The organism is Salinicola halimionae, assembly GCF_003206065.1.
GTDB classification, from domain to species: domain Bacteria; phylum Pseudomonadota; class Gammaproteobacteria; order Pseudomonadales; family Halomonadaceae; genus Salinicola; species Salinicola halimionae.
This window is the reverse complement of sequence record NZ_PZJQ01000001.1, coordinates 51,332-65,413: the sequence shown is the minus strand read 5'-3', so window position 1 is coordinate 65,413 and position 14,082 is coordinate 51,332. Positions and strand designations below refer to the sequence as shown.

Sequence of the window (14,082 nt, the reverse complement as noted above, 5' to 3'; positions counted from 1 at the left end):
ACGGACGACGCCGATACGTTCAACGCTTAAGGCCGCACGCCGTTTACGCTAGAATGCGTCGCCCATTCGATCCGTTCCCGTAGCGTACACACGACCGAGGCATCATGAGCGACTTCTCTCCCGGCCAGCGTTGGATCAGCGACGGCGAAACCGAGCTCGGGCTTGGTACCATCCTCACCGCCGACACGCGCAGCGTCACCGTGCTGTTCAGTGCCAGCCAGGAAACCCGTACCTATAGCGCCCGCCAGTCTCCGCTGACCCGCGTGGTCTTCGGCCCCGGTGATCGTATCGATACCGCCGACGGCTACCAGCTGATCGTCGAGCACATCGAAGAACGCGACGGCTGCGTGATCTACCATGGCCATACCGACGATGCCGAACCGGTCTCGCTCAGTGAAGCCAAACTCTCCGACACCATGCGCTTTCATCAGGCTCAGGATCGCTTGCTGACCGGCCAGGTCGATCGTAACGACTGGTTCGAGCTGCGCTATCGCTCGCTGCACCATCACCAGCGCATTGCACGTAGCCCCGCGCTAGGGTTGGCGGGCCCGCGTATCGATTTGATCCCCCACCAGCTCTACATCGCCGACGAAGTCTCCCGACGTCATGCACCCCGCGTGCTGCTGGCCGACGAAGTCGGGCTGGGCAAGACTATCGAAGCCGGGCTGATTCTGCATCGCCTGCTGCTCACCGGGCGCGCCAACCGAGCACTGATTCTGGTCCCCGCCAGCTTGACGCATCAATGGCTGATCGAGCTGCTGCGCCGCTTCTCGCTATCGGTCACGCTACTGGACGAGGCACAGAGCGAATCGTTCGACGAGGAAAACCCTTTCGAGAGCGGCCAGTGTATTCTCGCCAGCCAGCAGTGGCTGTTCGCCAATCCTCAGCGTCAGCGTCAGGCGGAAAGCTGCCAGTGGGATCTGCTGATCGTCGACGAAGCGCATCATCTCGACTGGACGCCGCAGGCGGAAGGCCCCGGCTACGCCTGCATCGAGCGGCTGTCACGACGTATCGCGGGGCTACTGTTGTTGACGGCGACACCTGAACAGATGGGCCTGGAGAGCCACTTCGCCCGACTGCGTCTGCTCGATCCCGACCGCTATCACGATCTCGAGCGCTTCCGTGAGGAAGAGACCGGCTATACCGCGGTCGCGGAAGCGGTCGAAGCGCTAGGGCGGCTGCCCGGAGACGCCGACGATCGCGAGCGGCTCGCAGCGATCATCGACGACAGCGACAGTCTGGCACTGCTCGAAACGCTACTCGACCCCGAAAGCGACACCGCGCAGCGCGATAGCGTACGACGACAGCTGCGCGAACAACTGCTGGATCGCCACGGCACCGGCCGAGTCATGTTTCGCAACAGCCGACGCCATGTCGGCGGTTTCCCGGCACGTCATCTACACACCGCCTCGCTGGAGATGCCGGCAGCTTATCGCGACCAGTTCACGGAGCTGCGTGAGGGGAACGACCATTTCGCTGCTCGACTGACCGCCGCGGAACTGAGCACCCATGAGGCGCGTCTCTATCCCGAGGCGGCCTATCGCGCGATGCATGACGCCGCGCTCCATGACGCCACGGCGCAGAGCGATACGCCCTGGTGGCGATTCGACCCCAGGGTCGAGTGGCTGCTGGGTCAGCTCGAGGCGCTGGGCAGCGAGCAGAAGGTGCTAGTGATCACTCACTGGCGCCAGACCGCCATGGATCTGGCCGAAGCACTGCGAACGCGGGCCGGCATTCAGGCACCTGTCTTCCACGAAGAGATGAGTCTGGTCGAACGTGATCGCGCGGCCGCAGCCTTTGCCGACGATGACGGCGGTTGCCAGGTACTGATCTGCTCCGAGATCGGCTCCGAGGGCCGCAATTTCCAGTTCTGCCATCACCTAGTGATGTTCGATCTGCCGTGGCACCCCGACCTGCTCGAACAGCGTATCGGACGCCTCGACCGGATCGGTCAGTTGCATCCGATCGACATTCACGTACCCGTGATCGAGAAAAGCCCCAGCGCAACGCTGCTGCGCTGGTATCACGATGGCCTCGCCGCCTTCGAGTCACCCCATGCGGCAGGGGGGGACGTGCTGGCGGCCTTTGGCGATGCGCTCCGCGAAAGTCTGGACGATAATGGGCTCACTGATAACGGCGGCCTCGACACGCTCATCAGCGAGACTCGCGCCTTCAACGACGCCCGCCTGGCCGAGCGTGAGGCAGGCCGGAATCGTCTGCTGGAGTGGAACGCCTGCCGCCCCGAACGCGCCGACGCCGTGATCAGCGCCGTGGTGGAGCAGGACAACGACAGCGCCCTGCCCCGCTACGTCGACCAGGCACTGGATGTCTTCGGGGTCGATAGCCGCGAGCTGGGCAACGGTCAGATACACTTGGCGCCCGGGGCGCACATGATCGACAGCCTGCCGGGGCTAGCCCAGGGTGACGAAGGGTTCACCGTGACCTACTCGCGCAGCCGAGCGCTGGCACGAGACGACATTCAGCGCCTGTCGTGGGAGCACCCGCTGATCACCACCGTGATGGAACGGGTACTCGACTCCAGTCTGGGCAACACGGCGCTTGCCCTGCTCAAGCATCCGAGCATTCCCGGCGGCCGCCTGATGCTCGAACTGATCTTTCGGACCCACTGCCCGGCACCGAAACGCCTGCAGCTGGGCCGCTTCCTGCCGGATACGGGGGTTCGGGTGCTGCTCGACGAAAGCGGCGCCAACCTGTCGGACAAGGTCACCTTCAGCGGTCTGTCGCGCAACCTTCAGCGGGTCAAGAAAGGCGTCTCGCGGGAGCTGCTAAAATCCCGCCATGACCAGCTGAGGGAGCTCCTCAAACGGGGCGAGCAGGAGGCCCAGCGCGAGCTGCCAACACTGACCGAACGCGCCCAGCAGCAGATGCGTGAGACGCTCGATCTCGAGCTGTCGCGGCTCAAGGCGCTGGCTCGACACAATGGCGCGATTCGCGACGACGAATTGCAGGCACTGAGCGATGAGCGTCACGCCCTAGACATCGCCATCGAAGGCGCCTCGCTGCGACTCGATGCCGTACGGGTAATCGTGACCGTCGACAAGGACGCGCGCTAGAGAAAGGCGGGCGCTCAGCGCGCGACGATTGCCGCCAGCGCCTCGTCCAGTGTGTGATAGCGGAAGGTGAAGCCGGCCTCCTGCAACCGCACCGGGCGCATGCGCGCGCCGGTCAGCAGCAATCGGGACATCTCGCCCAGGCCCAGCTTCAGTAACGATGCGGGTACACGAAACGGCGTCGGACGATGCAGATGGCGACCCATCGCCCGCGTGAACTCGGCATTGGTTACCGGCTGCGGCGCTGACCCATTGAACGCGCCGCTCAGGGTCTCTTCCTCGAGCAGGAATTCGATAGCACTCACGAGATCTTGGCGGTGAATCCATGGCATGTATTGGCACCCGTCTCCCAACTGACCACCGACGCCGAACTTGAAAGCCGGCATCATCTTGGCCAGCGTGCCGCCACCGGCATCCAGCACTAGCCCGGTCCGTAGGCACGCAACGCGCACGCCGAACGCCTCCGCCTTGAGCGCCTCACGTTCCCACGCCTGACACAGGCGATGGGCGAACTCGTCATGCGGCGAGGTCTGTTCGGTGACATCGTTGTCTCCCTGATCGCCGTAATAGCCCATGGCGGAACCGGACACCAGCACCCGCGGCGCCTGATCCCGATGCGCCAGCTGCTCGCACAGCGCGACGACATCCCGCGTCGCGTGACGGCGTGACTCGACCAGCCGTGTCTTCTGGGGATCGCTCCAGCGTCGGTCGGCGATCGGTTCGCCTGCCAAATTGACGATTGCCTCCGGCAACGCGGCAGCGAAGTCCGTGGCGTCATCACCGATCTGAACGCTGGAGGGCAACTTTTGCGCCGCCCGCTCCGGGTCCCGCGAAACCACCATCACCTCGTGGCCCGCCGCCAACGCGCGTTCGACCAGCATCCGCCCAACGAATCCCGTACCGCCCGTGATCAATAGACGCATCGTTGATGCCCTCCGTTATACCCATGTTGTACAATTTATCGCAGCCTATCGGCCCGCCGAACTCCATTTCGGCCCATTTTTCTACGATGCCTTGGCGCTTTCTTCGATATCGAAATCCGCAAGGATCGATCACCTCATATCAGGAGGCAGCATGACACATTCCGCCATGATCCTGCTGGCGCACGGCTCGAGTGACGCCCGCTGGCGTGCGCCCTTCGAAGCCCTGGAGCGGGATCTTCAGCCACGGGTCGAGAAACCCGTCGTGCTCGCGTTCATGGAACTGAGCGAACCGTCACTGGAGACGCGCGTCGCCGAGCTGACGGCTCGCGGCATCACTCATATCGAGGTGCTTCCGCTGTTCTTCGCGGCAGGCCGCCATCTCCGGGAAGATGTACCCGGCCAGCTCGAAGAGATCGCCCGCGACCACCCGGTCGACCTGCAGCTACTCGCTCCCGTCGGTCAACATCCGGCATTTGTCGACGCACTAGCCGGCATCGTCGAATCCCGTGCACAACATGGACAGATCTGACGCACCCATGACATAAAATTGTACAGATTGCTTGAACCGTACAATATATTGCCCCATTCTGAATGCATCGAGACAGTCGTCATCGTCTCGTCACGACTCGTCGAAGTCATTGTCTTTTAATTGAACGTTTCTGAGTCAATTGCCCTTGAGCCGAACGCTCATGTTTGCAGACGGGTATCAGGGAAGACTTTCCGATTACAGCCGTCGATCGTTATCGAGTACTGACAATTTCGAAACCCGTAGCAATGACTCGCAGCAATGATATGAATCATCCCATTCGACGAGACGGCGCACGCAGAGACCTCGCAGGAGGACTTGCATGACTTACAAGGCCTTGGATTCCAGTGCCGCGCCGCTCTACCCGATTCGTGAAGTATCGCGACTCACCGGCGTCAACTCCGTCACACTTCGCGCCTGGGAGCGCCGCTACGGGCTCATTCGGCCCCAACGTACGCCCAAGGGCCACCGCCTTTATGGCCGCGACGATATCGAGCGCGTCGAACGCATTCTACAGTGGCTCAACCGCGGCGTTCCGGTCAGTCAGGTACGCGAGCTGATCGATCAGCCGGAAGCGGTCGAAACTCCCGCTCCGCAGATGGGAGACTGGGCCAGTCAGCGCCAGCATCTGATCCACGCGGTCGAATCGCTCGACACCGGTCGCCTGGAAGTGCTGTTCAATCAGAGCTTGTCGCTCTATCCGGTCAGCTTGTGCATCGCCGAACTGTGGCAGCCCGTAATTGCCCATCTCGAAGAGCGCTGGGGCGATCAGTTTGGCGCCACGCTGCAACGGCGAGTGCTGGAATCGTTCCTGCGCACCCGTATCGGTACCCGCATCTATCACACCAATCAGGTCAGCAACGCAGGTGAAATCCTGGTTGCACGGCTACCCGACGACAGCAGCGGCTTCTGGGCCATGCTGATGGGCCTGGCGGCTTCTGCGGGGGGTTATCGGGTTCAACTCATCGATGGCGACATTCCGTTGAGCGAGTTTCCGCTGGCCACCGAACGCCTGGGTATCAAGGCGCTGCTGCTTGCCAGTAGCCATGCCGAGCGTAGCGATGTGATTCGTCGGCAACTCCCGCGGCTGGCGGAGCAGAGTGACGTGCCCGTGTGTCTGGTGGGGCCAGTGGCTCGCATACGTGCCACTGATTTCGAGAACACCCCGGTCGCGATCTTGGGTGAAGACATGAGCCAGGCTCTGAGTCGAATGCGTTCGGTCATCGACGCCGGCCACTGACCTCGCTGGCGGAAGGCCATGATGGTATCGATCACGGTTTCTCGCACGGCGAGTCGCTGAAGGTAATGACATGGGCACACGAACGTTGACGCAGGGAAGCGTCGATCACTCATTGGCAACAGGGACGTATCCATGGCAGTCACGACACCGGCGTCATCCACTCAGCTCGTATGGTTTCGCAACGATCTCAGGACACTCGATCACACCGCATTGAGCGCGGCTACCGAGAAAGGGCCGGTGATCGGCATCTTTCTGGCTTGTCGGAACCAGTGGCGTCGCCAAGGCCATGGAGCCAACAAGATCTCGTTTCTGCATCGCGGCGTTGTGGCGCTGCAGAGCGAATTATCTGCGCTCGACATCCCGCTGCTCTATCGTGACATCGGCGACTTCGACGCCGCACCGGGGTCGCTGCTGAAAGCTGCCCGAGACGTTGGCGCGCAGACGCTGCACTTCAATCGCGAATACCCTCTGGACGAGCGCTCGCGTGACGAAAAAGTCGCGGCTGAGCTTATTCAGGCGGGGCTGGGAGTGTTCGACTACACCGACCATATCGCGTTCGAGCCTGGCGACCTGCTCACCGGCCAGAACGAGTATTACAAGGTTTTCACACCCTTTTCCAAAGCCTGGCATCAACGCATCAGCGGCGAGCAGCTGGCGCTTCGTGATACGCCTTCCCGTCAGGCCAAACCGAGTGTCTCAGGCGACGACATTCCCGAACTTCCTCAGCAGGACCGCTCTGCGATTGTCCTTGCCGCATCGCCCAAGGTAGAGGATGAACCTTGGCCAGCGGGGCAGGAAGCCGCCGCCGATCGGCTGTCGCGATTCCTGCAGCAGCGTTCGCGCCGCTACGATAATGATCGCGACTTTCCCGCTCTGGCCGGTACCAGCGAGCTCTCGGCCTATCTTTCGGCCGGCATGATCTCCTACCGACAATGCCTTCAAGCGGTCATGGCGAACAACGGCGGCCATCTCGGCGACGGCGATGCCGGACTGACAAGCTGGACCAACGAACTGGTCTGGCGTGAGTTCTATCAACACATCGCCGTGGGTTTTCCCCGTGTCTGTCGTTATCGGCCGTTCAAATCCGATACCGACAAACTGAGCTGGCGTTACAGCGACAAGGATTTCGAGGCCTGGTGCGAGGGCCGCACCGGCTTTCCACTGGTCGATGCCGCCATGCGGCAACTGGTCGCTACCGGCTGGATGCACAATCGGCTGCGTATGGTTACCGCCATGTTCCTAAGCAAGCACCTGCTGCTCGACTGGCGCCGCGGCGAGGCTTTTTTCATGCAGCATCTGGTCGACGGCGACTTTGCCTCGAACAACGGCGGATGGCAGTGGGCCGCATCGACCGGCACCGACGCCGCACCCTATTTTCGGATATTCAACCCGACCACCCAGTCCCGGCGCTTCGATCCGGACGCCGAATTCATCACCCATTGGCTACCGGAGCTGGCCGCGCTACCGGTCAAGTCGCGCCACCTACCCAGCGCGGATCAGCGCCAGCAGACGGGCTACCCACAAGCGATCGTCGACCACCGGCGGGCTCGAGAGCGGGCTCTCGAGGCCTTCAAGAACTTGGGCTGACCTGTCGCCACGACTGCTGGCAGCGCCGCCTATAACGCTCGCCCATGATTTTGCTGGGGCCCTTGCCCTCTTCTATTGCCTGCGATCCAGGAGGCCATTGTGACGACACCCGAGATGCCCAGCACCGATTCGGTGACTCATTTCTGTGCTCGGTTTCAGCCACTGACGACGAGCGAACTGCCGGCGCTGGCCGAGTGCTACAGCCACGATGTGGATTTTACCGACCCGCTTCATCATCACGTCGGTCGTGAGCGCGTCATGGCTTATTACGCCGAACTGCTTCATGGCGTACAGCACTGCCACTTCGATTTTCATGATCGTCAGACAGTCGGCGACACGAGCTTTTTGACCTGGACCATGCAGCTGACGCATCCAAGATTGAACGGCGGCCGTACCGTCAACGTGGCCGGCTGTTCGCGGCTGCAATGGCAAGGTCAGCGTGTCTGCCTCCACCGCGACTACTTCGATGTCGGCGCCATGCTGTATGAACGGCTGCCGCTGCTGGGCTGGATGATTCGAGGCGTCAAGAAACGCCTGTAGTCGTCGTTTTACGGATACCGACATCGTCTACTGAAATCCGTCCACTGACACCGGCTATCGTTATCAGCCGTCGACAGCGGAGGCGCGTTTTCCAAGGGAAGGGGAAGAGTCATGGCGAGTCTATCGGGGTCCCGACGCATCTGGCTGACGGGGGCGACATCGGGCATCGGTGAAGCGCTGGCCAAGCGCCTGCTGGCCGATGGCCACCGCGTGGCGTTAACCGCGCGTCGAGAAGAGTCGCTCCAGGCACTGGCGGCCACCCATGATAACGCATTGGTGGTGCCCGCCGATCTCACCGATCGCGACGCGACGCGACGCGCCGGCAACGCCATCGACAACGCCTTTGGCTGCCTCGATATTGCCTTGCTCAACGCCGGTACCTGCGAATATCTGGACGTGAGCCAATTCGACGTCGATCTGGTCGAGCGGGTGTTCTCGACCAATTTTCATGGCACGCTTTACGCCATCGAAGCTGCCCTGCCACTACTGCGCCAGGCCAGAGGTGGTGACCGCCCCCCACTGTTAGCGGGCGTTTCCAGCGCGGCCGCTTACCTGCCGCTACCTCGGGCAGAAGCCTACGGTGCATCCAAGGCCGCGATCTCGCATTTCCTGGAATCCCTGCGTCTCGACCTCGCCGCCGAGTCGATCGACGTCAGCGTCATTCATCCGGGTTTCGTCGAGACGCCGCTGACCGAGCGCAACGATTTCTCGATGCCGATGCAGATCGACGCCGGCCAGGCCGCCGACTACATCATCGACGGTCTCGAGCATCGCCGACTCGACATCCATTTCCCCAAGCGCTTCACCTTCATGGTCAAGGCGCTCGGCATTCTGCCACCAGCGCTACGCCGGCGGTTCGGCTTGCGTATCGCCAATCGCGAGCGCGCCGGAGCCTCGTCATGATGCCGCCGGCCCAGCAGATCGTAGTGATCGGCGGCGGGATCGCCGGGATGACCGCAGCGCATTATCTCGCTCGCCGGCATCAGGTCTCGCTGTTCGAGGCTGACTCACGTCTCGGCGGCCACACCGCGACCATCGATGTCGACACCGGGGCCGAACAACACGCAATCGATACCGGTTTCATCGTCTACAACGATCGGACCTATCCCCATTTCGAGGCGTTGATGGCGTCGCTGGGGGTGTCGGGGCAGGCGACCGAGATGAGCTTTTCGGTCCACGAGACCGGCCGCGACTTCGAATACAACGGCCATACGCTCGCCAGCCTGTTCGCCCAGCGCCGTAATCTGCTGAGCCCCCGCTTCTACCGGCTGCTGAAGGACATCGTTCGTTTCAACCGCCGCGCCAGCCATGATTTCCAATCCGAGCGCCTGCCGGAAACACTCACGCTGGGTGACTATCTGGCCAGTGGCGGTTACGGCGAGGATTTTCACCGCCGCTATCTGCTTCCCATGGGCGGCGCGATCTGGTCCGCCAGCGAAGCCAGCATGCGCGATTTTCCGGCGCGGTTTTTTGTGCGCTTCTTTCATCATCATGGCTTGCTATCACTGACCGATCGCCCGCAGTGGCGCACGATCGCGGGCGGCTCCCGGACCTATATTGATCCGCTAGTCGCGCCCTATCGTGAGCGGGTTCATCTCGAAACGCCCGTCACGGGTCTTCACCGCGACGCCGAGGGCGTGACGCTCGCGACCGCTGCCGGCGAACGGCGCTTCGATCAGGTCGTGTTCGCCTGCCACAGCGATCAGGCTCTGCGCATTCTCGATGCGCAGGCCAGCGATACCGAGCGAGAAATCTTGAGTGCGATCGGTTATCGCCGGAACAGTGTCGTGCTGCACACCGATATCGCCATGCTCCCGCGACGGCGGAGAGCCTGGGCCAGCTGGAACTATCGTCTCGATGGCCGCAATGCCGATGCCTGCGTGCCAGTCACCTACAACATGAACATCCTCCAACAGCTGAACAGCGACACCACCTTCTGCGTGACGCTCAACGATGACGACAGCATCGATCCCGCTCATGTGCTAGGTCGATTCGAATATGCACACCCCCAGTTCACCTTTGCTGCGCAGCAGGCGCAGGCTCGCCACGACGAGATATCCCGAAGCGCCCGGCGCACCCACTTCTGCGGCGCTTACTGGCGCAACGGTTTTCATGAAGACGGCGTCTGGAGCGCCCTGCGCGTGGTCGAATCCATCGACGGCAACACGCCACAGGCGGCGTCGGCCACCTCGGCTGCAACGGCCGAGCGCCAAGGTGAAACCGCATGAGCAACCCCTGTTTCCATAGCCGGCTCGCGGTAGGACATCTGCGGCATCGGCGGTTCCTGCCTCGTTGGCACGCCTTTGATTACCGCGTGTGGATGCTGTGGCTGGATCTCGATGAATTGCCGGCGCTGCTGACTCGCACCCCAGGATTCGGCACCCGGCGCAGCGCACCGGCCCGCTTCCGGCGCGAGGATTATCTGGCGCCCCATGAGCTGCCGTTGGCCGACGCCGTACGCGCCCGCCTGAGCGCCGAGCTGGGCAGCGCACCGGACGGACCGATTCGCATGCTGAGCCAGATCCGCCTGTTCGGCATGCTGTTCAACCCGTTGACGCTGTATTACGCCTACGATCGGCAAGACAGACTGCAGGCCATTCTAGGCGAAGTCACCAACACGCCCTGGCGCGAACGCCAGGTCTACGCCTGCTGGGTCGATCCCGATCGACATTCGCAGCAGGCCACTTTCGACAAGCGTCTGCATGTCTCGCCGTTCAATCCGATGGAGATGCGCTATTACTGGCGTTTCAACACGCCGCGCTCCCACACGCCGAATAGTCGGCTGATGATGCACATGGAAACGTGGCACGCAGAGGCGCGCCACTTCGACGCCACCCTGACCCTGACACTCAAGCCGGCGACACGCCGTGCGCTGGTGACAGAGCTGATCAAGCATCCCGGCATGACGCTCAAGACCATCGTCACCATTCACTGGCAAGCGCTCAGGCTCTGGCTGAAGCGCACGCCGATTCACGACCATCCCGGACGGGAGACACCTTCGTCATGACGACCGCCCGCTCTTCGGCCGCTCAACGTAATCCGGAAGCGCCACGCCTGTCGCGCTGGCTTCGTCCCCGTCTGATCAAGGCGCTCGATGCGCTCGAAGGTGGCCGGCTCACATTGCGTGAGGGCAACGAGATCCTCGAGCTGGGCCAGCCGACACCCGATACTCCTGCGATCCAGGCCGAGATCATCATTCACGATGCCGACGTCTGGCGCCGCTTCGCCTTCGGCGGCACAGTGGGCGTTGCCGAGGCCTACATGGACGGCGCTTGGGAAGTCGATGATCTGGTCGGACTGATTCGGCTGTTCGCACGCAATGTCGAACGGGTCAATGACCGCATGGAGAACGGCACCGCCCGGCTCAGCCGTTGGGCACTGGCCGCTCTCTACACGCTGCAGCGCAACACCACCCGACGCTCGAAACGCCACATCGCAGCGCACTACGACCTGGGAAACGCGCTATTCGCCACGTTCCTGGATCGCGAACACTGGATGTATTCGAGCGCCCTGTTTCCCCATCCGCAGGCCTCGCTGGAGGAGGCGTCGACGCACAAGCTCGACGTCATTCTCGACAAACTCGCACTCGAGCCTCATCACCACCTATTGGAGATCGGCACCGGCTGGGGAGGATTGGCGATTCATGCTGCGAGGACCCGAGGCTGTCGCGTCACCACCACGACCATCTCCGAAGAGCAGTATGCCTATACCGCGGCCCGCGTGCGCGAGGCCGGGCTCGAAGACCGGATCACGCTGCTCAAGGACGATTACCGAAATCTCGAAGGACGCTTCGATCGGCTGGTCTCGGTCGAAATGGTCGAGGCCGTGGGCCATCAGTACCTGGGCACCTATCTGAGCTGCGTCGACCGGTTGCTGACGCCGGACGGCCTGGCGCTACTCCAGTGCATCACCATTCGCGACCAACGCTTTGAGGCAGCCAAGCGCGAGATGGATTTCATCAAACGCCATATCTTCCCCGGCGGCTTTCTGCCTTCCCACACCGCCCTGCTCAATGGCTTGAGTCGAAATACCCAACTCAATCTGCTCGATCTCGACGAGATCGGTCTGCACTATGCGCGCACGTTGCGCGAATGGCGCCTGCGTTTCGAGTCCAGTCTCGAGCAGGTCCGGAAGCTGGGCTATGACGAGCGTTTCATTCGCATGTGGCGTTACTATCTCTGCTACTGCGAGGGCGGCTTTCTGGAGCGCGCGATCGGTACCTGCCACCTGTTGCTGGCCAAACCCGGCGCCCGCCGTGCCCCCTTGACCGGTGGCGTGTGACCGCGACTGATGGGCTGGGATCCGCTTACTGCCGATTACCCGGTCAGGAGTAGACGCTTTCCACTGCCTGTCGAAGCCGGTTCTCCACCTCGCCAGCCGGTTGCGGTCGCGCGTAGAGGTAGCCCTGTACGTGGCGGCACCCTCTTGCCAGCAGAAAGTCCCGTTGTTCGATGGTTTCTACGCCTTCGGCGATCACATCGAGATGCAGACCCTGGGCCATCGCCAACACCGCCGAGGTGATCGCGGCATCGGCATGGTCGTGCGGCAGCGCGCGAATGAATTCCCGGTCGAGCTTCAGCTTGTCGATCGGCAGGCGCTTGAGATAAGCCATCGACGAGTAACCGGTACCGAAATCGTCGATCGCGATTTGCAATCCCTGCCGCCGTAGCGCTTCGAGGCGCAACGAGATATCGCCGGCGCGCTCGTCGAGTAGTACCGATTCGGTCAGCTCCAGGCCCAGCAGCCGCGCCGGCACTCGATACTGATTCAATGTCGAGATCAGGTGGGATTCCAGGTCGCCTTGAATCAACTGTAGTGCCGATAGATTGACCCAGATGGGGACCACTTCGAGCCCCTGACCTCGCCAGGTCGCTAGCTGTGCCACGGCCTGGTCGATGACCCAGCTTCCCAACGCTGGCATCAACCCATGGCGTTCCGCCAGCGGAATGAACTCGCTGGGCAGAATCAGCCCGTGTTCGGGGTGATGCCAACGCAGCAGTGCTTCCATACCCACCATTCCGCCATCGTCGAGACGATGCTGGGTCTGATAATAGACCTCCAGCTGGGAGCCCTGGGCCAGGGCCTGGCGTAGTTCGTTGAGGATGGTCAGTTGGCGGTCGGCTTCGATTTCCAGCGAAGGGCGAAAGCGTCGATCATGATTCCGACCGTGGCGCTTGGCACTATAAAGCGCGGATTCGAGCCTCTGAAACAGCACGTTGGGGTCGTTACCATCTTCGGGTGCCCGACAACTGCCGATGGTCAAGCCCAGGTGTAACGAGCTCTCGTCGATTTCGAAGGGTTCGCTCAAGTGGTCGCGCAGGCTGGCCACCCACTTTTCGTGATCGTCGTAGGTCGTGGTACGAATGACCATGAATTCGTCGCCGCCCAGACGCCCGACGATGCCACCGGCCACCTGAGCTGCCAGGCGCTGACCGAAGCGAGACAGCAGGCGATCCCCGCTATCGAAGCCCAGATTATCGTTGATCGCCTTGAAGGCGTCGATGTCGATCAGTGCCAGGTCCAGCCCTTCTCCTGCACGCAGATGGCGAAGCCGTGAGGCCAGCAGATCATGCAGACGCCGCCGGTTGGGCAGGCCAGTCAACGGATCCTCGAAACCGATGCGGCGTAGATCCTGCTCCCGAGCCTTGTGTCGGCTGATGTCGGTGAATATCCCCACATAATGGGAAATCTTCCCCTTTCCATCGCGACAGGCCTGGATCCGCACCCACTCGGGGTACTGGTCGCCGTGCTTGCGCTGGTTCCAGATTTCGCCTTCCCAGTGGCCAGTGGTTTTCAGCGTCTGCCAGTAGCGATCGTAGAACGCCTTGTCATGGCGGCCCGCAGAGAGCGCGGACGGATCGAGTCCCCGAATTTCGTCGAGGGTATAGCCGGTGATCTGAGTGAAGGCGGGGTTGATGGTCACGATACGATTAGCCGCATTGGTGATCATCACTCCCTCCTGGGAGAGCTCGAGGGCCTGCTCGCTCAAGCGCCTCAGCTGATGTTCGCGTCGGATCTGGCGCCAGCCATCGGCCACGCCAACGGCCACGACCGCCACTGCAGCCAGCCGGAGGGTGAGCAGTGGCAATACACTAGCGGCAGCCAGCGCCGCTACTGCCAACCAGATCAGCGGTCGATTCAGCGTAAAGTAAGGCCACATAGCTCGTCGTTTATCGTCGTTATCGTTTGCCTGGC

At 62.2% G+C, this 14,082-nt stretch carries 11 protein-coding genes; 9 read left to right on the top strand and 2 right to left on the bottom strand.

Annotation, left to right across the window (positions count from 1 at the left end):
- Positions 1-104 precede the first annotated feature (104 nt).
- A complete protein-coding gene (rapA, locus tag DOM27_RS00345; protein ID WP_110654091.1) occupies positions 105-3,074 on the top strand; it encodes an RNA polymerase-associated protein RapA in 2,970 nt (989 codons plus the stop codon).
- A gap of 14 nt (positions 3,075-3,088) precedes the next feature.
- Here rapA and DOM27_RS00340 read toward each other — a convergent pair whose 3' ends face one another.
- Positions 3,089-3,994, bottom strand: coding sequence for a TIGR01777 family oxidoreductase (locus DOM27_RS00340; protein ID WP_110654090.1), 906 nt, complete (start codon positions 3,992-3,994; stop codon positions 3,089-3,091).
- 151 nt (positions 3,995-4,145) lie between these two features.
- Between DOM27_RS00340 and DOM27_RS00335 the strand changes: the two genes are divergently transcribed.
- The 8 genes from DOM27_RS00335 to DOM27_RS00300 all read left to right on the top strand — a co-directional run bounded on the left by DOM27_RS00335 (position 4,146) and on the right by DOM27_RS00300 (position 12,168).
- The gene (locus DOM27_RS00335; protein WP_110654089.1) at positions 4,146-4,523 is read left to right on the top strand and encodes a sirohydrochlorin chelatase; all 378 of its coding nucleotides are present in this window, start codon (positions 4,146-4,148) and stop codon (positions 4,521-4,523) included.
- A gap of 319 nt (positions 4,524-4,842) precedes the next feature.
- Positions 4,843-5,760, top strand: a complete 918-nt coding sequence (locus DOM27_RS00330; protein ID WP_110654088.1) for a MerR family transcriptional regulator — start codon at positions 4,843-4,845, stop codon at positions 5,758-5,760.
- A 132-nt stretch (positions 5,761-5,892) separates the two neighbouring features.
- Positions 5,893-7,347 (top strand): deoxyribodipyrimidine photo-lyase, encoded by a 1,455-nt coding sequence (phrB, locus tag DOM27_RS00325; RefSeq protein WP_110654087.1) that lies wholly within the window; start codon positions 5,893-5,895, stop codon positions 7,345-7,347.
- A 99-nt stretch (positions 7,348-7,446) separates the two neighbouring features.
- Entirely contained in the window at positions 7,447-7,887 is a 441-nt protein-coding gene (locus DOM27_RS00320) for a nuclear transport factor 2 family protein (protein ID WP_110654086.1), read from the top strand.
- Between the two features lie 111 nt (positions 7,888-7,998).
- A complete protein-coding gene (locus DOM27_RS00315; RefSeq protein ID WP_110654085.1) occupies positions 7,999-8,790 on the top strand; it encodes an SDR family NAD(P)-dependent oxidoreductase in 792 nt (263 codons plus the stop codon).
- Positions 8,787-10,115 (top strand): NAD(P)/FAD-dependent oxidoreductase, encoded by a 1,329-nt coding sequence (locus tag DOM27_RS00310; protein WP_425353277.1) that lies wholly within the window; start codon positions 8,787-8,789, stop codon positions 10,113-10,115. Before DOM27_RS00315 ends, DOM27_RS00310 begins: the two co-directional genes overlap by 4 nt.
- Positions 10,112-10,894: a DUF1365 domain-containing protein gene (locus DOM27_RS00305; RefSeq protein ID WP_110654084.1), complete on the top strand. Its 783-nt coding sequence runs from the start codon at positions 10,112-10,114 to the stop codon at positions 10,892-10,894. The genes DOM27_RS00310 and DOM27_RS00305 overlap by 4 nt, the downstream gene beginning before the upstream one ends.
- Positions 10,891-12,168, top strand: coding sequence for an SAM-dependent methyltransferase (locus DOM27_RS00300; RefSeq protein ID WP_110654083.1), 1,278 nt, complete (start codon positions 10,891-10,893; stop codon positions 12,166-12,168). The genes DOM27_RS00305 and DOM27_RS00300 overlap by 4 nt, the downstream gene beginning before the upstream one ends.
- Positions 12,169-12,211: 43 nt before the next feature.
- Here DOM27_RS00300 and DOM27_RS00295 read toward each other — a convergent pair whose 3' ends face one another.
- The gene (locus DOM27_RS00295) at positions 12,212-14,047 is read right to left on the bottom strand and encodes a putative bifunctional diguanylate cyclase/phosphodiesterase (RefSeq protein ID WP_110654082.1); all 1,836 of its coding nucleotides are present in this window, start codon (positions 14,045-14,047) and stop codon (positions 12,212-12,214) included.
- Positions 14,048-14,082 lie beyond the last annotated feature (35 nt).

Excerpts from the sequence above, each read along its gene's own strand:
- rapA (WP_110654091.1), top strand. The coding sequence starts at position 105 with ATGAGCGACTTCTCTCCCGGCCAGCGTTGGATCAGCGACGGCGAAACC.
- DOM27_RS00340 (WP_110654090.1), bottom strand. The coding sequence starts at position 3,994 with ATGCGTCTATTGATCACGGGCGGTACGGGATTCGTTGGGCGGATGCTG.
- DOM27_RS00335 (WP_110654089.1), top strand. The coding sequence starts at position 4,146 with ATGACACATTCCGCCATGATCCTGCTGGCGCACGGCTCGAGTGACGCC.
- DOM27_RS00330 (WP_110654088.1), top strand. The coding sequence starts at position 4,843 with ATGACTTACAAGGCCTTGGATTCCAGTGCCGCGCCGCTCTACCCGATT.
- phrB (WP_110654087.1), top strand. The coding sequence starts at position 5,893 with ATGGCAGTCACGACACCGGCGTCATCCACTCAGCTCGTATGGTTTCGC.
- DOM27_RS00315 (WP_110654085.1), top strand. The coding sequence starts at position 7,999 with ATGGCGAGTCTATCGGGGTCCCGACGCATCTGGCTGACGGGGGCGACA.
- DOM27_RS00310 (WP_425353277.1), top strand. The coding sequence starts at position 8,787 with ATGATGCCGCCGGCCCAGCAGATCGTAGTGATCGGCGGCGGGATCGCC.
- DOM27_RS00305 (WP_110654084.1), top strand. The coding sequence starts at position 10,112 with ATGAGCAACCCCTGTTTCCATAGCCGGCTCGCGGTAGGACATCTGCGG.
- DOM27_RS00300 (WP_110654083.1), top strand. The coding sequence starts at position 10,891 with ATGACGACCGCCCGCTCTTCGGCCGCTCAACGTAATCCGGAAGCGCCA.
- DOM27_RS00295 (WP_110654082.1), bottom strand. The coding sequence starts at position 14,047 with ATGTGGCCTTACTTTACGCTGAATCGACCGCTGATCTGGTTGGCAGTA.